Genomic DNA, 22,385 nt, shown 5'->3' on the forward strand with positions numbered 1-22,385 from the left:
CGTAATAATCTAAAATACTTAAAAAATATGTGGGCAGATAAAGAAACCCCTGACGATCTACTTGGTTTTAAAGTTCATGCAGATTTGATTGTAGATGTAATAAAAGATAATGATGTACTACCCGTTACAATTGGGGTTTTTGGAGATTGGGGCAGTGGAAAATCGAGTATTCTTAAAATGGTTGAAAAAGAATTAATTGGGAATGATAAGGATGGTTTCAAAGATGGTACTCTTGTTTTGTATTTTAATGGATGGGTATTTGAAGGTTATGACGATGCAAAAGCAGCTTTATTAGAATCAATTATTGAAAAATTTAATAAACATAAAACATTAGGTTCGAAGGTAAAGCATGAAACCTTAAAACTTTTAAAGTCTGTTAAATGGATGCGTTTAATGGGATTAGGCTTTAAAAAAATTGCTGTCCCTGCTGCAACAGCGTATCTTACAGGAGGAATTTCATTAATACCATATTTATTAAACGAGTTTTCACAAATAGAACCTGCCGAATTAGCAAATAAGCTAAGAGGAGAGGAAGCAGAAAATTTTTTAAGTAGTATAATCAAGAAGAATGAAGACGAAGAAATTACTATGGTTCGTGAATTTAGAGATGATTTTAAAATGATGCTTGATAAATCTAATATTGAAAAACTTGTTGTAATTATTGATGATTTGGATCGTTGTACACCTGACAGGTTGATTGAAAATCTTGAAGCCATTAAACTATTTTTAAATGTTGAGAAGACTGCTTTCGTTATTGGTGCTGACCCAAGGATTGTAAGACATGCGATAGAACTACGGTACAAAACAGATGGCATTGAAAACTCCTCTGATGTAGAAAGTAGAAACGAAAGAATTGTAAGTGATTATTTGGAAAAATTAATACAAGTTCCTTATTATCTTCCGAAGTTGACAGATAATGAAGTTGAAACCTATTTGTCACTATTGTTCTGCCAAAAAGAACTTGGTGGAGATTTTAAGAAAGTTTTGGAAGCTTTTCATTCAACGAGAGAGAATAATAGGTACGATGTATTTGGTTTGGGAGATGTTGATTCAATTCTTAAACAAGAGGAAAAAAGTAAACTAACAAATAGCGTTTCTATAATAGCCTCATTAGCACCAATCATAACAGAAGGTTTAAAAGGAAATCCAAGACAAATAAAAAGATTTTTGAATACATACTCTTTGAGAGATAGACTTGTTCGAGTTGCAAAAATATCTGACTTTAAAATGGATATTTTAGCCAAATTAATGGTGCTTGAATATTCTTCACAAAGTCTATTCAGACAAATTTATGAATGGCAATCATCTCAAAAAGGAGAGCCTAAAGAAGTTGTTGAATTAGAGTTATTTGCAAGTAAAAACAATACCGAAAAAATAAAAGAAAAATATTCGGCGGATTGGAGTTCGGATAAAGTAATTAGATGGCTAAATACGGAACCTAAATTATCAGGCATGGATCTGCGTGACTACTATTGGATAACAAGAGATCAATTAACAACGTCCATTAGTGGTAGCTCATTAATATCTCCACATATCAGATTATTAGTGAAAAAGCTTATTGAACCAGTTTCTGGTTCTGCTTTAAATAGAACTGTCAATAACGAGATTAAGGACAAGTTAAGTGAGGGGGATTATGAAACACTAATTTCGCTACTTGAAAAAGAACTTATAAAATCACCAGAAATAACTGAAATACACGAAGCCTTTATTGAATTAATGGCTGAAAATTTTCCAAATGTTATTGATGCTTACATCAGAGTTATTAAAAAAATAGATAATGATAAAATTCCATTTAGTCTTGCTCAAAACTTTAAGCTAATCGAAGCAAAGAATTCAGGCGTAGAAAAAATATACAATGTATTTAGTAAAGGAAGCTCAATTTATAATAACATAAATTCTGAGAGATAATGGGAACTACACAAAGAATTAATCCAGGAGTGACTAATCAGCCTAATTGGGGTGATTTATCAAATTCAATTACTCAAGTAGCTAAAACTTTAGAACAGGAAAAAACACTTGATGAAGAAGAAGCTAAGAAAAATGATAAAAAAGAAGATGATAGTATAAAGCATTTATATACTGATAGTTCCAAACAGTATAAAAAAATAGTAGATAGAAGAACTGAGCATATTAGAACAGTATTTAAAAATTTAATAAGAACAGGAGGTGGTCGTCAAGCAATTGCATCAGGTAAATCGTCCTCTATCGGTAAAGCAGGACTAAAGTCTGCAGGTAAACTCACTGGATTTTTTACAAGTGTTGCAACGAATGGCCTAGATAAAACTTTAGTTGATATTGGTTTTGGTTCACTTCAGGGGAAGTCATTCAATGATATCATTGATTATTTATTAGTATACTGCTCGGAATCAAACCAAGGAATGGACGAGACCGCTGCTAATAAAGCGTCATGTGAGATCATGAAAGAGATTGCAGCTCAATCTGATAACAACGTAAAGAAGTATCAAGATTTGATTAAACAATTAGTTGATGGTCAAGAATTATCTGATACACTATGTAAATTTTGGGGACTTTACATTTTCGAACATTTATCGCAACGTTTTGAAGAAAAAATTCAACAGCAAAAAGGAGAGGATGTTAGCAAAGAAACTTTTAAAATCATAAAAGATGACATCTTAGGCCGTGTGAAAGTTTTAAATACGCAAAGAGCTATATCAAAGATAGATTGGAATAAAGCTGAAGGAAAAAAAGAGATTGAAAAAATATTTGATTCAATTATAAAAATCATTTGCAATGAAAAAAATTAAAGTTCACCCGCCTATATATGATATAAAATCTGGAAATTTAAGGATCAAGCTCACTGAGGAAAAGGGAGCTTCATCTACTTTGAGTGTTGATTTTAGAACGCTATTGCCTTTTGTTAATCTTGTGGAGAACCAAACAAGAGAGTTCTTTTTTCTTACTTGTTCAGTATACGGAATAGATAGGTTTATAAACCGTAAACATCATTCAGTTGACGGCTGGTCAAGGGAGCTTCAAGTTTCGTTTCCGGTCTCTGATTTGCAAGTTTGGAATAATGTTAAAGAAGATTTAGAAGACCTTTTTTCTTTTTTGACGGGAGATTATTGGATTATCGACTTTTATAAATCAGATTTTGTACTACCCGAATTTGATTTACCACTAGATTTTAAGGAGGAATATAAGCAGGTTAGTCTTTTTTCAGGGGGACTAGACTCATTAATAGGTGCCATTGATTTTTTGAGTAAACATCCTAATGAAAGGCTTTTACTTGCATCACATTATGATCCACAAATGAAAGGCCCTAAAGGTGATCAAGAAGAATTGCTTAAATTATTAGACAAGCAATATGAAGATCTGTTTGATGCTGTACCTTCCATTAAAGTGACTTTATCTGAGACAACTGAAAAAAGAGAAACTACATTTAGAAGTCGTTCAATATTATTTATAGGTATAGCTCTCTTAATCTCACAAGGAAAAAATATTCAAGATATTATCGTCCCTGAAAATGGTTCTGTTTCTCTGAACTATCCATTGAGTTCTTCACGAAGAACTTCTTGTAGTACTAGAACTACACATTCATTCGTGTTAGATAAAACTAATTTAGTTTTAAAAAAGTTGAATATACTGAGTAATATCTCTAATCCTTATGAATTTTTAACAAAAGGGGAAATGGTAGATAATTGTAGTGATTTAGAATTTCTTAAACAGATTATTAGTTTTTCTAATTCATGTGGAAAAAGAGGTCATAGAAGAAGCTGGACTAATCGTTCCGCAACTCACTGCGGGGTTTGTATGCCATGTATTTATCGACAAGCTTCATTATTAAATCAGAAAGATTTTACTTCATACGGCAGCCATATTAACTCCTTAATACCATTCAAGAAGAAAAAAACTCAAGATGTCGGAGTTTGTTTGGATTTCCTTAATAAATCTTTATCCAAAGACGATATTAAAATAGAACTTATCGTTAATGGAATAAAAAATTTAAGTAAACTAGATAATTATGTTGACGTTATATGTAGGACTAGAGCAGAATTATTAAATTGGGTTGGTAAAAATGGTAATACGATAATAAAATCAAAAGCTGGATTGTAAATGTTAGATACTCATTGTCATATTGATTTGTACAAAGACCCTAAGCTTACATTGGAACAGTGTGAGGTAAAAAAAATGATTGTTTTATCAATGACTAATTTGCCAAGCCATTTTGAGATGGGGTCACCTTTTTTTAAATCAAAAAAATATGTACGAATATCTCTTGGGATGCATCCATTATATGCTGACTTGCATATAAAAGAATTTCCATGTTTTCTAAGGAACGTATCTAAAACTTCCTATATAGGTGAAATTGGATTAGATTTTTCGAAAGATTGTATTGGCACTAAGGAAGTGCAAATACAATCTTTCGAAAGAATTCTGAAACTTGTTTCAGGACAAAAGAAAATCCTAAGCATTCATTCAAGAAAAGCCGCAAGTGAAGTTTTAAAAAATTTGATTAAGTATAAAATTAAAAGTGCTATTTTTCATTGGTATTCTGGTGAACTGAATTTGATAAAAGAGATTGTAAAGGAAGGTTACTATTTTTCTATCAACCCTGCAATGATAAAATCAGCATCGGGACAGAAAATCATTGCTAAAATACCTAGAGGAAATATATTGACAGAGACAGATGGCCCTTTTATTGAAAATGACCATAAACCATTAAACCCTGGTGAAGTTGACGAAGTAATTTTTTACTTATCCAAGGTTTGGAAAGTAAGTGCCAAAGAAGTACAACAGATTATAATGTCAAATTTTAAACAAGTAATAAATAGTTTGAAATAATAATCTCCGGAGGTATAACTCAAACGATGTGGTAGGATAAAATTTAAAATTCTGCGCCCTAATTTGTGTTTTTTTTGATTAATGATCCAAATGATTTAGATCAAACCATCAATTCCGAATTAGCAATCATTGACCTTTATTTTTTCAATAAATTGGTAAAAAATGAGGTTGTTCTAAATAAATTGAGAATCTCAATTGTCATTCCGTCACTAGATAACGCGAAAATTAGGGCTATTACGACTCTAAAATGGCTAGTTGATTAAGTTTTATTTTGTGAATAGGTTTAATAAAAATATCTTTAGAGTCAGATTGTTAACAAATGAATTTAAAAAGAGAAATAGCCGATAAACTTTTTGAGATATTCTATCTGGACACCAAAAAATATGGTGTGCAAAATGATAATGGTTCTTATAAATACATAGAAAATACTATAAGCCCAATGTTGATTCAAGATAGTTTAGAAAAAGCGGGAAGTTTAATGGTTTATCAAGAATTATCTGTTTTTAGAAATTCACTCATTAAGTGGGTTTGTCTTGATATTGATATCGAAAAAGGATCTCAGGAAGATGGCGACAATTTTTTTTTAGCGGTAAAGGAAGCCGCTTTAATCGTAGAGAGATGTTTAATTTACTTAAATGTTCCTTATATAATTGAATTCTCAGGACGGAGAGGATTTCACTTTTGGATAATTTTTGATGAACCTGTTGATAAGACTATAGGTTATCAATTGGTCAATCTCGTTTTAGACAAAGTTAAAGTTGAACTGCCTGAAGGTATTAATATAGATTTATTTCCTCAAACACCAGTTCGTTCTGAGAGCTCTAAGGGAGTCGGTAAAGGTGTTAAATTGCCCCTTTCTAAACACAAAGGTAGTGGTTTCTATGCATATTTACTAGAGGATTTGACAGACTTTAGCCCGGCGGGAAAGCTAACAACACTTAGTTCTGAGATTTTAGAAGAGCAGTTAGACATTTTAAATAAGATTGTTTATTTTAAGAAAGACCAGCGGGTAAAACTCTTTGATTTATATAGTAATGAGATTAACGAGATAATTACTAAATCTCCTTTTTTACAGAACTATAAAGTAGAGTCATATCTCAAGGGAGATGTATCTTTAGATAACATATTGAAAGATGTATCAAAATGTGATAATATCAAATCCATTCTAAATGGATATCAAACTGGACTTAGCGAAAAGGAGAGGAATATATTAGTCGGATTGTTAATCAATTTACGGAGGGAAGATGACAAGCAATTTGGTTATAATTTACTACTCGAGCTTTTTTCTAACATTAGTGGATATGATGAGGAAAAGACTAAAACCAGACTTGAAGGATTAAAGTATCTTAACCCTGTGTCATGTGATGTATTAGGGAAGTGTAGTCACTGTGGGGTAAATTGCGATATAAAGTCGCCTGTACAGCTTATAACTAATGTAAAGATTGGCGATGCTCATACAATAAGTATAACAAATTTCAACGAAGATTATTTTGAAAGGATTCGTAAATCCCTCTACAATTATTCTTTAAGAAATGACGAGGTACCACTTTACCCACATTTAAAAAAATTGCAAGGAATAAGGAGACAAGAGGTAGAACAATATGCTTTTGATATTTTACGAGGTGGAGAAATTGTAAGGTTTAAACCGTATAGATTTGATAGGAGAGAAAAAAGTAAGATAAGATATTTATATAATTTAGATCCATTAAACAATATTTTAACAACTTATTTTACTTTTTTGCTAAATACCTTTTTCTATCTAGAAATGTCGAATTACTCATATGGTTATGAGTTTTCTAAGAGTCTGTATAATGGGAATCTTTACACGAATTGGTTTATTAACTGGGGTAAATATACAAGAGAAATAGAGAAAGTACTATTTAAAGAATGTTATGCAGATTATCATTTAATTAAATTGGACATCCAAAGCTTTTATGACAGTATCGATTTAGAGCGCCTGAGAATAAAGTTATTTGAGGAAGCGCCTGCTACCGTCAAAGAGAGGTTGCGAAAGCTTTCTAATGAGGAGAAAGAAGCTTATAGGCATCTGATTAATTATCTAATTAATATATCCATTAAAACTACTAGTGGGGATCAAGGTGGATTGCCTCAGGGACCTGCCTATGCACGTTATTTGGCCGAGATTTACCTTTTAGGGCTGGATAAGCTAATAGAAAGTGACTTTTTGATTAACCCAAAACGGGAGTTTTATTATCGATTTGTAGATGATGTGTTTATTTTTGTTGAGAATGAAGACCGAGCTAAGTTGCTATTTAACAAAATTGAAAGTTGGTTATCGACCAATTCATTGCAAATGAATAGGGAGAAAACAACAGTTTCTAAAGTTTGTGAATTTGTAAAGTCTGGAGCGTATGTCCGTTTCAAAGATGATCAGAAATATGATATAAATTATGCCAACAAAAACAAACATATTCTTTCCGAAGCACAAGTCAATAAAGCTTTAGCTGGATTACGGGAATTTACTGATGATGTTGATTTTGGTCTTAAAGATAACCTGCGTTTTTTTTATAGTCAATTCAAAAGCGATAAAGTTCTCCGATCTCTTAAGAGAAAATTAACACCTAAGATTGCCTTTAGTAAAGACGGAAGGGGAGCACTTTACCTTTTATTTTATCAAGATCTATTTTCGAGTGATAAAAAAAATTTTCTGGAACTTTCAAAGGGTGTCAATAAAATGGAAGGACTTGCTTTAACTCATTATTTGCATGCGGTGTTAAAATATGATGAGGACAAATCCTTTATGCCCTATCTAGCATTATTTGTAGAAAATTCTTTGCGAAATCCAACGTTGACTATAGCTGATAAATTACTATTAACCTCTTTAATACTTAAATATGATATGGAAATAAATCTCAATGTCGACAATGATTTAGTGATGGAGGCCTGCGACCAACCTGGTTTAAAATTGCCTGACCGTGTATGGCCAATGTTCAGGGAGTTTTTACAGCAGACGATCGATAGTCCAAAGTCTTATTTTAATGAGGTTGAACGCATTATAGAGTCTCACGAATTTGAATTAGAATTTCTGAAAAAATTTGCAACACATACTTTTACTCGTTTCACTGAATGGAATGATTCCCAATTACAGGAAGTTTTCGCAGATGACGCTAGTATTGTAAAATATTATCATATAATATCTTTTTTGACATTATTTGTTGAACAGGGTTTAGAAAGTAAGATTTGGGAAATATTACTTGATCGTTCAGTTGAGAGAGGACATTTTCAATATGATGAGGAACATCTATGGGTAGATAAGGTTAGTTCCTTTCGATTGGAAGATTATACTACAGCTTTTTACACTTTGCTGTTTAGCGTTAAGGGGACGGACCAATTATCTAAAATTCCATGTCCTAATAATTTTTTAGATAATTATCGCAATATATTAACCATTGTCATGTATGCTTCTGATAAGTCAGAAAACCAGTCAGATTTTAAGAAGAAGCTTGGAGAGAAAGTGGAAGATAGTGAAAAATCAATATTACAAAAATGGGTAGCTAATGAGTATTCTACACTTTATCCTGAAAACAGCAGAATTTTTTTACGGAATATTTCGTTAAATGGTCTGATTGCATTAAAGTGTGGTGCCGAATTTTTTGTAAAGAATATTAATAATATTAGTTTAACAACAAAATATGCTTATATTGACAAGCATACTTCCGAGAGTTATGAGAATGTATACCAAGTCGATCAAACTTTACTTTCTGAATCATTTACAAATTTAAAAAATCTATCGAACGTATTAAATAAACTAAATCAGGTCTTTATTGACCATAAGAAGTTTAAGACAAATTACGGAACTTATCCTCTGCTATATACTGGTTACGAAATTGTAAAAGATCATTCTCCCGCGGTTCCCTATTTTTCGGACTTTAGTAAAATAATTAATTACAATGGTGATATAGTGAAATGGAACACTAGAAACTATTTAGAAGTTATTTTTCAATTTCTTAAATCAATAACCTGGATACATAATCCACAAATAAGTTTAGGAAATACATTGTTTAATTTTGGCGTAAAACAAATATGGGATCGGTTTTTTCTAAAATCTGAGATTATATATGATGAATATTTTGAGTTTAAATTTCTTGAATATTTCTGCAAAGACCATCTTAATTTCGATAATATACATGATTATCAATATTTGTGGAGCAAAGCATTGTATCAGTACTTAGAAGAAGAAAAAAATAGGGATATTGTCAAAGACTTTTTTAAAATTCATCTGGATCAATACAGTGAATATAATATTGACATTTTTTTTGGAGCTGAGCATTCAATGTATCATTCTAAAGAAAATTTCTTAGCTTTTCGTAATACACTTGAACAATCTATAAGAATTTTTCAGAGTAAAGTTCCAAACTTTAATCCTGAATTTGACTTTGTTAAAAATTTATTAGACAAGGTATTTTTATCTCTGGATAAATTAGAAATAGATCAGGCTAATTTTGAGTATATGCCATTAATTATGAAGCAGGAACCCGATTATAAAAATGGTAACGATGAAATATACCATTTTATTTTAGGTGATAAGTCAGTTAAGAGTATTAGTATTTTCAATAGTGATAGTGGTGAATTTGAACAAGCATCTTCGGATGAACTAATCTTATTAAAGGAAGATAAATTTTTATTTGGTAAAATTAACGGAGATAGTGCTGAGATAATTACTATTCCAAATTATTTAGCAAAGTGTTATGAGAGAATTTTACTCAGAAAAGGACTTGCGCAAAGATATTATAGTGCTCCTCAAGAATCTCCAATGCTTAAAGATCAGTTTGAAAACCCCTCAGTTGAACACGCTGGAAAATCTATTCATGGAATTACTGAGCCGGAAAGTTTAATTAATAAATTGTCATCTCAAAGGGGACAAACGAAAGAGCAAGCATTCTCTGGGCTTCAGTTTTGGTTATCTATGTTCAATGAAGATTTGTTTTTATCTGTTCAAGTTTTTAAGGACAAAGCTGGAATAGCTGGATTTATTGATGGTGTACATAATTGTATATTAAAGGTTCTGAATACTCACAGTGAGATCGACGATATTGCAATAATAAATTTTTTAGAAGATTTAGATAAGCTTCAGAATAATAATGAATTAATAATTGCTTTAAAACATCCTGGAAGAGATCAAAATGGTCTAAATCAAATTTTAACAGCTAAGGGGCGACAAAGAAGTGTCGATTTTGAAAAGAATTTTAGCAAACTTTGTGAACCAACTTTTGCATTTGAAAGCATTATTATTATTTCAGATATTTTTATATCTGGGCAGCAATCTGAAAAAGCTCTTAAACACTATTTTTCGCCAGTTGATTCTGAGAAGATGAGAGCTGTTCATCAAAAAAATGAAATTAATGAAAAGTATTTTGTTTTAGCTAACCACGAAAATCTAATTAAAAATGTACATACTATTAAAAAAATATTATTTGTAGCTCCTTTTATTTCCGAGAAATTTAAAATTGAAATTGCACCTAAATTGGAAGAGCTAGGTATTAAAGCAACTGTTGAATGTAAAACTTTCGGTGGATTTAAACCTCATGATGAATGCTTTTTTTCAGATTCTAATGCGTTAAACATGGCTGAGCGCAGATTGTTTAGGCAAGTTTTCTTGAATAGAGAGTTAATGGAAAAGGTATTTGTATTTAACGACGATGATTGGCGATATCATGAGCAGGCACTTGAGGAAAGCAAGCTAGACTTTAATATTATACTTCGTCCACAGTCTTTACCTGCAAAACATTTCAAGCCTTTTGCCTGGCAAGTTAAAAATGGAGAACCATTGCTAAAATACCGTAAGAATTGGAAGAGATATTAAATTATTTATAAATGTGTCATTATCTTTAAGAAATTGGTCGGCAAAAACGGAGGTCAATGAGCCAAGCCAATTTATGGTAAATCCGTGTTATAATCTGTATCAAAAAGTAAGAAAACAATAATGAGATACTAATCAAATGATCTTAATGTAAATAAAATTTAAAATGCCAAATACTTATTTTATTAATATTCTTATTACTCTTATATTCTATTTAATCTGTCGTTTTGTAAATAAAATTAATACTGTCGAAAAAGAAAATCGAGAATGGTATATTAAAAAACAATTAAAATATGAAGAAGATAAAAGTTTCAAATTTTATCTATATATAATGTTATTAATAATTATCTTTTTGATAGGAACACTTGGTAGTTTATATTTATTTGTATGTTTTGTTAAAAATTTTGAAAAGATATATAACACTTTATTTGAGGTATTTGAACTACCATTTGGTTTAAATAGTGACTATAAGTTTTCTTTTGTTATCGTAATTATTATGTGTGCATTTTTTACGTATCGATCGGGAAAAGACAGGATATGAAAACGAAAAGCAACTAGATGGTCTTATACGTCTATAGCTTTACAGTTTTGGTTAAAAACGTAAAGGAAACATGAATGAACAAGTTTTGTCTCGATTTGAATTCGAAGAAGAATTTAAAGAGAAATTAGTAGAGCTGGTGCTTTATAAAAATGTGTCAGCAGAACAAACTGCAAGAAAGTATGGACTGCCCAATACGACGATCTTAATTAATTGGATTAACAATTATAAACGCAAATTAGAAAAGGGAGCCGTAACTTTAGTACCTATGGAAAAGCCAGGAACAAAAGACGTTACCGCTCTAAAAAAACGGATCAAGGATCTGGAGAAAGCTTTAGAAAAAGCCAATGTGCTAATTTACGGTCTTAACTTTATGATTGACCATGCTGAAAAGGAGAACAAAATTGCGATCCGAAAAAAGCGTGGTACCAAACAATAAAGCTAATCAAAGAAAAGCATGTGACAAGGATGGGAGTCGGTCCACTTTGTAAATTGTTTGGTAAAAGCCGACAAGCTTATTACGATCATATATGGCATCTTCACGACCATACTGATCAGGAAAATCTGGCTGTAGACATGGTTCGCCTTGTTCGCCGTGAACTACCTGGGTTAGGTGGTCACAAGCTTTATAAATGTCTATATACTCCTTTCCGAAGTAATGGAATAAATATTGGTAGAGACAAGTTATACAAGGTGCTCAAAAAACATAGATTATTGATAGACAGGAAAAAGAAGCGTACGCCAGGAACCACGAATTCAAATCATTCCTATCTGAAATATCCTAACCTAATCAAAGAGTTAGCACCTACGCGTAGTAATGAATTATGGGTTTCAGATATTACATATATTTCAGTAGGCTATGATTTCAATTATCTTTCTCTCATAACTGATGCATACTCAAGAAAAATTATGGGCTATTGCCTTCATCCCCAGCTGACTGCTCAAGGGGCAATTAAAGCTCTGCAAATGGCACTGAAGGAAAAACCGGTCCCCAATACTCTGATTCATCATTCGGATCGAGGTGTGCAGTACTGTTCCTTCGACTATATACTAAGGTTGAAAAAAGCGGGTGTAAAAATCAGCATGACAGAAAACGGAGAGGCCTATGAAAACCCTATTGCAGAAAGAATTAATGGTATATTAAAAACAGAATTTAAACTCAAAAGGGTATTTTCTTCAAGGAGTGAAGCCCTGTTGGAAGTGACTAAAAGTATAGAATCGTATAATCATTTGCGTCCGCACATGAGTTGTGATTTTCTAACACCTGCGGTAGCACATGTAACAGATGTACCATTAATCAAGCGTTGGAAAAACTGTAGGAAAAAATACAAAAGTTTACAAAAAAACAATTAAATTCATAATATCAATTCACCCACCAAAACTGTAAAGTAAGAACCGTATTAGACCAACTGTAAAGTAAGAACCGTATTAGACCAACTGTAAAGTAAGAACCGTATTAGACCAACTGTAAAGTAAGAACCGTATTAGACCAACTGTAAAGTAAGAACCGTATTAGACCAACTGTAAAGTAAGAACCGTATTAGACCAACTGTAAAGTAAGAACCGTATTAGACCAACTGTAAAGTAAGAACCGTATTAGACCTAGTGTAAAGCTATATCAGGACAAGACAGGTGTTCTAGAGGAATTTGGTTTTGACACTATTATACCCGATGAGGAAAATCAAAACCATGTTATGGAAAGCATATATGGACAGCAGGGCGTAAAGGCCGGGTATCGAACGGGGACCTGTAAGGAAAATATCCTTAAGGCGGCAGATTTCCTGGCCAGAAAAGGGGCAAAGGTGCTCATTTTGGGCTGTACTGAACTCCCGTTGCTATTTCCCGATGAAGCCTAAATCCAGATAGACGGTCAACAGATCGCCCTGATTGATCCGACCCTTATTCTGGCTACAAAGATTGTTGAGTTATCTGACCAAAGTGGACTCGATTAAGTTTTCGATTTTTATGTTACAAATTATGCTTACACTGAGAAATTATTAAAGTAAATTTATCTGATCATATTTTTGAAAGGTGAATGCAATGATGAAATGCTATTGATAACGCTTCTAATAATAAAACTATGACGACAGATCACAGCATTTTTGTCATTGTTTTGATAGCAATTTTGGCTTTAACACAAAATTCATTTGTAATAGGATGGTTCATCTTGGAAAAATCTTACTTTTGTTCTACTATTAAATAATATCAGATGAAGGCTTCATACACTATACTCCTTTTGACTTTTGGGCTACTATTAACAACAAGCTGTACGACAAGAAAAAATAATGATGTGCAGGTGGAAAACAAGGAGGAAACAATTTCTGCTACAGGCACTGTGATGCACACAGAAAATGGTAAGGATGGATATATGGCAACGATTAAAAGTGAGGATGGGAAAGACTATGTCGCAACGATAAGTATTGTCAATTTAGGCAAAAATGCTGGAAGCTTTAAAAAATATGAGGTAGGGGATAAGATAAAGGTGAAGGGACCTTTTTGGAAAGATGAAGAAGGAAAAGTACATATTACAGTGCGCCAGCTAAATTAGGAAAATAAACTCTATTTTAAAGGCCTCTTTTGATCTCTATTTTTTATTTTTTTCAAGGAAAGAATAATAACAACTGATCATGGTTTGCAACAGTTAAGAGATATTATAAAATGATGTAGGAGTGTAGGATTATTTATTAACGTGCTTTGGTAAACAAAATAAAAAAGCCTTTGATTAATTCAAGGGCTTTTTAGAGATATTTTGCTAATGAATGATACTAATGAAATCTATTTCCACTGAACATTCCTGTTTCGCTATACACCGCATCCTTTCTTATTTCAAACAATACAAGATCGCTATCAGAAAGTGCCTCTAAAGTGTGATTTTCATCAACAATAACACTGTCTCCTTTTGTGATAGTATGGTCACCGACCTTAAAGCTTCCGCTGAAACAGTACAACAGATATGTATTCTGAATTTTATGATCCGGAAATGTCACCGAAGATTTTTTAAGTAAGTGTATATCGTATATATTGGTCTGTACCCTTAACTTTAAAGGTGCTTTAGCGTCATAACCTGCAACAAGTCTCCAGACGTCTTCACTGTAGATGTTTTCGAACTCGCTAAACTGTACCTGTGGTGGTAAGCTGTTCTGTGAAGGGCGCATGAAAATCTGCAGCATTTCTACATCGGACACAGCACGTTCTTCATGTGAAATCCCTGTTCCCGCGTTCATTAGCATCATATAACAGGAATCTAGATGTTCTTGATGTCCTGTACTGTCCATATGAACCATTTCTCCTGATCGGATATAAGAGAAGATTTCGTCGTCTTGATGAGGATGCATCGGAACTAAACCAGGAGGTCTAAAAGATGCGTGATCAATTCTACCGACCGTTAGATAGCCGGTATCCACATTGCCGAGATTGGCGCCTGGATATAAAATGTTGACCTGGAAAGAACGATTTCCGTGGGTATGTTTTTCAGAAGCTCTAATAATTCTCATAACTTTAATATTATAGTTAAAGCAAAAGGAACATCGTCAACTTTTACGCTGCACCTCTTGCGGTCATGTACTTAGTGGTAGTTTAAAATTCCAACGAGTTTTTGTCCATTTGGGCTTGTCCAATCAATGGCAAGTTCAGAAATAATCTGATCAACAGTTGTAATTATAGCACCAGCCTGTCTCATTCTCTCCAAGCCTAAATTGTCGCCATATTGTGTGTAGGAAGCGGACGCATCTGCGGAAACCTGTACTTCGTAACCTTCGTCCAGCATCTGTAAAACCGGGAAAGTAACACAGATCTCTGTGGTAACTCCCGCCACAAATAATTTTTTTCGTCCGAGGGCTTTTACTGCCTCATTAAAACCATCATGGTGCATGGCGTTTACAATTCCCGGACGTTTGATCCGTGCTGCGAATGCCTCGGGTAAAAGTTCCTGCAGCTCTGGAATCAATGGTCCCTGAACATATTCTTCCATACTGGAAGTCAGTATCACGGGCATGTTGAGTGCCTTTGCGATTTTGGCCAGTTTAATGGCATTTTGTTTTACCAAATTGATGTCATGCGAATGGGTCCATGCCATAGTTCCTACTTGGTGATCAATGAGCAGCATTGCTGCGTTTTCTGGGTTAAATGCTTTTGTGTGCATAATTAGATATTTTTATATTATTTACTTGTTTTAACATTAAGCTCTTTAGTGCTTTTGTATATGACAAAGTTATGTTGATTGTATTCCCCAGCTCGTTGACATATGCTACAAAAAAACTGTGACAAAAGTCAATTATTACCTGTAAGAAACTTAGATATAGGCAATTAATTTGTTTTGGATTAACAAAACGTCAGAAAATATTCAGTGATTTTAAGCTGTGCAAAACCGTAATCATATTATTGTATAGCATAATTTCCTCTTGGATGATTTAAAGTATAAGCTATTAAAAAGGGGACACCTAAATTCTGGATATAAATTAAGCTGATCCTGCTGAATTCTTTTAAAGTAAACTATTGAGAAGTTAGGCCTTCTTGCTCTTATCAGCTCATATCCTTATTCCCGAGTAATTATAAAAGAGGGGAGTGCCTCCTGAAATGTTAGTTACACCAGTCTATCCTTTTTTATTAGGACCTATAAAAGAAAATATTAGGAACTGGAAAAATTGATAACACTTCGGGAAATGCTGCCTAACTCATACCCTATGTAAACATGCAACTTTGTACTGTTGATAATGAGAAACATATTGACAATAAAAAAAAATTAAAAAATATAATATTATGGCACGCATTAAAGCATTAAATCCAGAAGAAACTACCGGAAAAACAAAAGAACTTTTTGACATTGTTAAAAGTAAAATGGGAATGGTTCCTAATATGATGAGAACCTTAGGAAATTCTCCCGCTGTACTCAATGCCTATTTAGGCTTCAACGCAGGTCTTAACTACTCTTCTTTAGGAGGCAAATTAGGTGAACTTATCGCATTGACCGTGGCGAACGAGAATGGATGTAACTACTGCGATGCCGCACACAGCTACATCGGTGGAAAAATTGGAATAAATGCTGAAGACATTGAGAATGCCAGACATGCTTTTTCAATAGATCCCAAAGTAAATGCCGCATTGCTCTTCTCAAAAGAGATCCTTGAGACAAAAGGTGCAGTTTCAAATGAATCTTTACAAAGAGTACGAGCAGCGGGTTACGATGACGCTCAGATACTTGAAATATTGGCACAGGTATCCTTGAGCATCTTCACTAATTACGCGAACATTTTAGCAGGTACCGATATTGATTTTCCACAACTGACCGTGCTATCTCAAAATTAATCGGAAATACCTACATTCTAAATATCTTATACAATGAAAACGACATTCAAAACTGAAAAAATAAACGGTGTGGATATCTTTTATAGAGAAGCCGGTGATAGGAAGAGACCGACTCTGGTCCTGTTGCACGGTTATCCCACTTCTTCACATATGTACAGAAATCTCATCAAGGACCTTTCTCATAAGTATCATTTGATCGCGCCTGATTACCCTGGGTACGGAAGGAGTGAGCAACCGCCGATAAGTGAGTTTGCCTACACCTTTGATAATTTTTCAAAGATTATCGGCGCTCTGTTGGATAAGCTTGATATTCAAAAATACAGTCTTTATTTAATGGATTACGGGGCACCTGTTGGTTTTAGAATAGCGAGTGCAAATCCTGAAAAAATTGATTCGTTGATTGTACAGAACGGTTGTGCCTATGAAGAGGGGCTTGAAGCCTTCTGGGATCCGATCAAGGCTTACTGGAAAGATATCAACGATAAAGAAGCTGAAAACACATTAAGAGGTTTCCATGATGCAAATGGACTAAAATGGCAGTATACCCATAACGTCCCTGACCCGAGTGTCGTTTCCCCTGATAATTGGGAAATAGATCTTAGACATTTAGAGAGACCAGAAAATGGAGCAATACAGTTGGCTCTGTTCTATGATTATCGGACCAATGTGCCTCTATACCCAAGGTGGCAGCAATACTTCAGGGATTACCAACCAGAAATGTTGATCGTTTACGGTAAGGATGATTATATTTTTCCTGGATCGGGAGCTGAAGCATTTAAAAAAGATGTGAAAAACCTTGAATTCCATCTATTTGAAGCAGGGCACTTTGCGCTGGAGTCTCACGGTGAGGAAATTTTGGCCATCATCGAAGATTTTCTTGACAGAAAGGTTAAATAAGAATTTAAATTTAAGCATTCGATTTATAAAATCGCTCTGGAAAAAATGTCCGAGCGATTTTATTTTGTCTATTTAAGTAGGATGCGGATGTTTAAAAGATGTGATTTTTTCTTAAATTTGACCTATAGCGACTTTACCAGTCGTCGTCTAAAAATACTTCCAATGTACGAACCACTTTTTAATTATATAGAGCGTTACAGCAAATCAACTCTGTCCCATGATGAGAAGGAGAAGATACAGTCATTATTCCTGCTAAAAAAGCTTAGGAAAAAACAGTATTTTCTGGAAGAGGGCAGTAGTTGTGCATATACGGGCTTTATTCTAAAGGGTGCAACGAGGCAGTTCAGTGTTGATAGTCATGGTCTCGAATATATCCTACAACTTGCCATTGAGAATTGGTGGATAGTTGACAGGAATAGCTATATCAATCAGACACCTTCAAAATATTTTATTGAGGCCTGGGAAAATACGGAGCTCCTTGTATTACCACGGCCTAATCTTGATCCATTGTTAGAGATTCCTGCAATTAAGGAAATGTTCTGGAAAATGAGTGAAAATAATCACATAGCTTCGGTAAAGCGTGTCGATGACGCAATAAGTCTGAGTGCTTTACAGCGATATGAAAGTTTTGTCGAGCTTCATCCCGAAATGATTCAGAGATTTCCGCTCCATCAGATAGCTTCTTACCTTGGAATATCCAGAGAGACTCTAAGTAGGATTAGAAAGCAGAGTTTGCGCTAAACTTATCTTTCTCTTCATTTTTAGCTATTTTATGTCTAAATAGTTTTCTTTTGATTTCACTTAAGGGCATTACAATGCCAATCTTTAAGCGCGCTTTTTCTGAGTAAGATGTGCTTAAAGTTTGATTTTTTTATATAAAAACATACGCAATTAGGAACCGTTTGGTAAATAATTGCGATTTGTTACTGGTTTGGGGTGTATACTTAAGAGCAGAAAAAAATAAACGGAAGTATCTGATTTCTTTCAGGCCTTCCGTTTATTTGGATAAATCAGCTAACTGCTGAATGGATAAGCAGATCTTTTTCGCTCGTCGTCTTCCCAGTCTTTGGGCCAGAGATCCTAAAAGCTGCTTCGTTTTACTGATCTGGATTTATTTGAACAGAAGTGAATAAACCTCTTCAATCACAATTGGTTTGGCAATTTCACCTTCAGGTGAAGCCCAGCTGCCGATGATCTCGGATATAAATTGACTGATCGTCGTTGTTCTTACACCTTGAGCTTCCCATGTTTTGCGGGCCACATCTTCCGCGATCTCAGTGGGTGATCCCCCGCCGTCAATCACAACCTGAACATCAAAACCTTCTTCCTGCATGTCTATTGCAGGCCATACAATACAAACATCGTTAGTCAAACCGGCCATCACGATATTTTTTTTGCCGTCAGCTGCCTTATATACGGCATTTCTAAAGTTTTCATCATCCCAGGCATTTGTGATACCGTCGCGTTTAACACGTTCAGCGAACTGAACAGGTAAAATCTCCTGTAGGTCTTTTAAGAGTGGACCTTGTTGCAGATCCTCCTGGCTTGAGGTTAGAACAACAGGAATGTTGAGCCCTTTGGCTAATCGTGCTAAGGTACGGGCACGGGAGATGATTACTTCATGTGCACGGTTGGCAGAAAAATTAATTGTTCCTTCTTGGTGATCGATCAGTAAAATTACTGTGTCTTCGATTTTAAACTTTTTCATAAGACTTGTTTTTTAAATTATTAAATAAAGTTTCTATAGCAAATGTACCCCTGTACACGTCCCGGAGACGATGACCTTTATCACAAAAGATTAGTGACAAAAGTCAATGAATATGCTTAGATCTTACAATAAACAGCCATGCTCATAAAGACATTCATAAAACATGATTTTTTAGTTGGCTAGAGGAGAAGAAATTCCGCTTTGTACCGCATGGAATTGCTCCCAGGCATCCATATAGAATCACAGGTATCAGATGTCAGTAGTTTATTACAGATCCATCCTCCTGCTTAAGATTAGATGCTTTTTCTATTGAAATTATGAGCTTAGAAATACGTTCAATTCTAAATTAGTTATTTGCTCTTTTCTATTGTTCACTTTAAAAAGCCTTTCATTATACAGGGCATTTTACAATCTGGTTATACCAGGATTTTAGGAAGAAAAATGAAAAAATGTAGATAATGAAAAAATGCCAACTCTTTGGGAAATTGTGTCTAACCCTAAACTTTCCGAAAATAGCAACTTTGTACTGTCATCATCAAAATCTGGAAAAAAGTACTAATCTGTGAAGGATTTGCTCTTTATGATTCAAGAGCTTAATGATGGTTTTACAATATTTAGAAAATAAACAGGGGGGAATCAATAAGGCCTCTGATTTTTAAAATAAAATACTTAACAATATAAAATTAACAGATAAGATGAACAATCACAACCTAAGCAAAAAGCGAGAAATATTATCATACACAGCTGCTTTTATCTTTATTCTACTAATGGTGGCAACGGCGGTACATTTTGCAGATCGAGAGCTAATTCTTCCAGAAATTGCTGCGATGGCAGTCGCAATTTTTGCATTCCGAGAACAGTCCTGGATGAGACAGCCAGAGAAGATATTTATATTGCCTTCTCTTACGGCGATAATTGGATTTTCCCTCAATTTTTTGGAAATACCTCACGGCATGAAACTGGTCGCTGTACTTATATTAATGCTTATATTGATGTATAGCTTTAAGTATAGCTTGCCCCCAGCGTTAGCTACAGGATTCCTGCCCATTGTTTCCCAGGCACATTCATTTTCATTTCTTGCTTCAATCCTATCAACAACAGCTGTTCTAATGGTTTCAGTCTATATATTCCGTTTAAATAAAGGGAGTGACCGTAAGTCAACGATTGATAGCAGGACATTATTGCTCTACTTCGGAATCATGGTGACATGGGTTGCTATCGCTACAGTTCTTGGCTATGGCCAGATGGCAATAATTCCACCTATTGCTGTTGTGACCTATGAATCACTTTCAATGAAGATGTATAGTATAAAAATTGCCCTGAAACAAATTGCGGTTTTATTTCTTTCAGCATCGATAGGGGTCTTTTTCTTCCTCACAGTAAACAACTGGCTCATAGTTTCGGTTGCGGACCTTCTTTTTATGTACCTGTTGCTGAAATTATTTAAGATGCATGTGCCAGCGGTATATGCTTTTCCTTTTCTGGCTTTTATACTTCCCAAAGAGGTAATTTCCGCTTTGCCTTTTGCCGCACTTGCAATGTCTATATTCTCTTTTGGGATCATTTTAATTTACAGACAGTATGCGGATAAGATGATTTCGAAAATATCTGACCTCAAGTAAAGTGTAAATAAAATTGACTTTTGTCACGAAAATTTATTGTCTAATGTCAACGTCCAGCCCTAAGCCGTTAAATAAATTTGTAGAATGAAAACATGTAAAAGGGAATTTATTAGAAAAATGAAAGGAGCTATCCGATTCTTATCGGTAACGTTAGTTACGGCAATTTCGTGCGGTGTTGTTTATGGGCAGGATCCGGTACTTCCGCCGGCAAATCTTGGTAGTGCAAACATTTTTGATGGATTTGCAGGTGAGCCGGGATTCGTATATCAAGGTTTTGCCCAGATCTTCAATACTCGTTCTATCTATGACGGAGCAGGAAGAAAGACATCCTCAGACCTGAAGATCAACTCCATCGTTCAGATAAATCAGCTAATATATCTTTCACCGGTTGAGGTTTTTAAGGGAAAGCTAGCTTTCATGGTTCTAATTCCGGTTGTTCAGATTAATAGTTCGGGCAGTGGCCCACATATTCCCAGGGCTAATCCTTCGGTAATTGGTGACCTCACTTATGGTACGGCCATTCAGTGGTCAGATAAAAAGTTATTCGGAAAACCATTTCATCATCGTGCTGAAATTGATGTTAACATTCCTCTTGGAAGTTACTCAAAGGAATATCAGATCAATCCTTCTGCACACTTGTGGAGTTTCAGTGTGTACCATGCTTTTACCACGATGTTGACTGACAAGATCAGCATAAGTGCAAGGAATCAATTGAACCTCAATTCTAGGACGATCGGTTCCATGGAGAGGGCCGGTGCTTTTTATAATGGAAACTATTCAGTGGATTACGCCATTATACCGGCGCTACGTGTTGAGGGGGTTGCGTACTATTTGAGGCAGTTTGAACAGGATAGTTTCGCTGGCGACCGAAACTACTACCAAAATAAGTATCAAATAAGCGATACGCGCGAAAGCGTGTTCGGTATTGGCCCCGGACTAGCCTATGTTGCGCCTCACGGACTTTTGTTTGAGGCCAAGGTTATGTTTGAGACCGATGCCCGGAATAGGCCCGCGGGAACCCGTTCTGTTCTTAGAGTAACCATTCCAATCACCAAATAATCTGGGATTATAATAAAAGAAGGTTGGAGTAAATCATAAGTGTATTTTTGGCAGGCCGGTACAAAGTATTTTTTCAACCTACCTTGAGGGATGAACTTAGCTCAGAGTATTAAATTTGGATTTCATCTGTTATTGGTTCTCAAGATTTTGGCGGGTCATAATTTAAACCCGGTGTCAGCCAGTACAAAAGAATCATGCGTGAATAACGGTAATTAAATGGCGCCAACAAAATAACAACCGCAAAGATTATACTGAGGTAGTACCAAAGGTGTTCAAAGTTTAAAGGTAAGCCAATTATATAGGCTGCTACGGCTATTGTGATCATTTCTGCTACGCTCATGGCATAGCTGACGAACATAGCGACATAAAAATAACCCGGTTCACGTTCGTATTTTAGATTACAATGCGGGCAGTTAAGATTCATTTTTTGCATTTTTAAACCGTATGCCGGTCCGGAAAATACTTTACCTATACGGCATCTAGGACATTTTGCCTGTATTACTCCGTCCCATTGCGAGACATACTTTGGTTGAATAGGATGTTCTCTGTTGTTCATTTTAGTAAAATTTCTTAGTGATATTTATACTTACTAATTCATTGTTCTGCATTCTGCCACAGGCTAATTGTTGCTAA

18 protein-coding genes are annotated in these 22,385 nt (G+C 34.5%); 14 read left to right on the forward strand and 4 right to left on the reverse strand.

All coding sequences use genetic code 11. The features are described 5' to 3' along the window. The first annotated feature begins 27 nt into the window (after nt 1-27). The 9 genes from HS960_RS05430 to HS960_RS05470 all read left to right on the forward strand — a co-directional run bounded on the left by HS960_RS05430 (nt 28) and on the right by HS960_RS05470 (nt 13,710). Nucleotides 28-1,908 (forward strand): KAP family P-loop NTPase fold protein, encoded by a 1,881-nt coding sequence (locus HS960_RS05430; protein ID WP_182331642.1) that lies wholly within the window; start codon nt 28-30, stop codon nt 1,906-1,908. Then, the gene (locus HS960_RS05435) at nt 1,908-2,765 is read left to right on the forward strand and encodes a hypothetical protein (protein WP_182331644.1); all 858 of its coding nucleotides are present in this window, start codon (nt 1,908-1,910) and stop codon (nt 2,763-2,765) included. The genes HS960_RS05430 and HS960_RS05435 overlap by 1 nt, the downstream gene beginning before the upstream one ends. Further along, nucleotides 2,752-4,074 (forward strand): Qat anti-phage system QueC-like protein QatC, encoded by a 1,323-nt coding sequence (qatC, locus tag HS960_RS05440; protein ID WP_182331646.1) that lies wholly within the window; start codon nt 2,752-2,754, stop codon nt 4,072-4,074. The genes HS960_RS05435 and qatC overlap by 14 nt, the downstream gene beginning before the upstream one ends. After that, the gene (qatD, locus tag HS960_RS05445; RefSeq protein WP_182331648.1) at nt 4,075-4,803 is read left to right on the forward strand and encodes a Qat anti-phage system TatD family nuclease QatD; all 729 of its coding nucleotides are present in this window, start codon (nt 4,075-4,077) and stop codon (nt 4,801-4,803) included. Nucleotides 4,804-5,122: 319 nt separating this feature from the next. Next, nucleotides 5,123-10,627, forward strand: a complete 5,505-nt coding sequence (locus HS960_RS05450) for a reverse transcriptase domain-containing protein (RefSeq protein ID WP_182331650.1) — start codon at nt 5,123-5,125, stop codon at nt 10,625-10,627. 608 nt (nt 10,628-11,235) lie between these two features. Continuing rightward, on the forward strand, nt 11,236-11,601 hold the full coding sequence (locus HS960_RS05455; protein ID WP_182330952.1) for a transposase: 366 nt from the start codon (nt 11,236-11,238) through the stop codon (nt 11,599-11,601). Between the two features lie 29 nt (nt 11,602-11,630). Beyond that, nucleotides 11,631-12,515, forward strand: a complete 885-nt coding sequence (locus tag HS960_RS05460) for an IS3 family transposase (protein WP_182330953.1) — start codon at nt 11,631-11,633, stop codon at nt 12,513-12,515. 242 nt (nt 12,516-12,757) lie between these two features. Then, nucleotides 12,758-13,018, forward strand: a complete 261-nt coding sequence (locus HS960_RS05465) for an aspartate/glutamate racemase family protein (protein WP_182333122.1) — start codon at nt 12,758-12,760, stop codon at nt 13,016-13,018. Nucleotides 13,019-13,371: 353 nt separating this feature from the next. Further along, nucleotides 13,372-13,710, forward strand: a complete 339-nt coding sequence (locus HS960_RS05470; RefSeq protein ID WP_182331652.1) for a hypothetical protein — start codon at nt 13,372-13,374, stop codon at nt 13,708-13,710. Nucleotides 13,711-13,927: 217 nt separating this feature from the next. On the opposite strand, the gene HS960_RS05475 is transcribed toward HS960_RS05470, so the two are convergent. Both HS960_RS05475 and HS960_RS05480 read right to left on the reverse strand, forming a co-directional pair. Then, nucleotides 13,928-14,656 (reverse strand): pirin family protein, encoded by a 729-nt coding sequence (locus tag HS960_RS05475; RefSeq protein ID WP_182331654.1) that lies wholly within the window; start codon nt 14,654-14,656, stop codon nt 13,928-13,930. Between the two features lie 71 nt (nt 14,657-14,727). Then, nucleotides 14,728-15,303, reverse strand: a complete 576-nt coding sequence (locus tag HS960_RS05480) for an isochorismatase family protein (RefSeq protein ID WP_182331656.1) — start codon at nt 15,301-15,303, stop codon at nt 14,728-14,730. Nucleotides 15,304-15,920: 617 nt separating this feature from the next. Here HS960_RS05480 and HS960_RS05485 point away from each other — a divergent pair. From HS960_RS05485 to HS960_RS05495, 3 genes are all read left to right on the forward strand, one after another. Beyond that, complete coding sequence (locus HS960_RS05485) at nt 15,921-16,466, forward strand: carboxymuconolactone decarboxylase family protein (RefSeq protein WP_182331658.1); 546 nt, start codon at nt 15,921-15,923, stop codon at nt 16,464-16,466. A gap of 33 nt (nt 16,467-16,499) precedes the next feature. After that, nucleotides 16,500-17,363, forward strand: a complete 864-nt coding sequence (locus HS960_RS05490; protein WP_182331659.1) for an alpha/beta fold hydrolase — start codon at nt 16,500-16,502, stop codon at nt 17,361-17,363. An 87-nt stretch (nt 17,364-17,450) separates the two neighbouring features. Further along, nucleotides 17,451-18,104, forward strand: coding sequence for a Crp/Fnr family transcriptional regulator (locus tag HS960_RS05495; protein ID WP_202883755.1), 654 nt, complete (start codon nt 17,451-17,453; stop codon nt 18,102-18,104). A 370-nt stretch (nt 18,105-18,474) separates the two neighbouring features. On the opposite strand, the gene HS960_RS05500 is transcribed toward HS960_RS05495, so the two are convergent. Further along, nucleotides 18,475-19,071, reverse strand: a complete 597-nt coding sequence (locus HS960_RS05500; protein ID WP_072963392.1) for an isochorismatase family protein — start codon at nt 19,069-19,071, stop codon at nt 18,475-18,477. Nucleotides 19,072-19,766: 695 nt separating this feature from the next. Between HS960_RS05500 and HS960_RS05505 the strand changes: the two genes are divergently transcribed. After that, on the forward strand, nt 19,767-20,693 hold the full coding sequence (locus tag HS960_RS05505; protein WP_182331661.1) for an HPP family protein: 927 nt from the start codon (nt 19,767-19,769) through the stop codon (nt 20,691-20,693). A gap of 84 nt (nt 20,694-20,777) precedes the next feature. Next, a complete protein-coding gene (locus HS960_RS05510; RefSeq protein ID WP_182331663.1) occupies nt 20,778-21,752 on the forward strand; it encodes a SphA family protein in 975 nt (324 codons plus the stop codon). 139 nt (nt 21,753-21,891) lie between these two features. Here the strand turns inward: HS960_RS05510 and HS960_RS05515 are convergent, their stop codons facing one another. Beyond that, complete coding sequence (locus tag HS960_RS05515) at nt 21,892-22,308, reverse strand: DUF983 domain-containing protein (RefSeq protein ID WP_182331665.1); 417 nt, start codon at nt 22,306-22,308, stop codon at nt 21,892-21,894. Nucleotides 22,309-22,385 lie beyond the last annotated feature (77 nt).

The sequence above is a fragment of the Sphingobacterium paramultivorum genome, assembly GCF_014109745.1.
Taxonomy (GTDB): Bacteria; Bacteroidota; Bacteroidia; order Sphingobacteriales; family Sphingobacteriaceae; genus Sphingobacterium; species Sphingobacterium paramultivorum.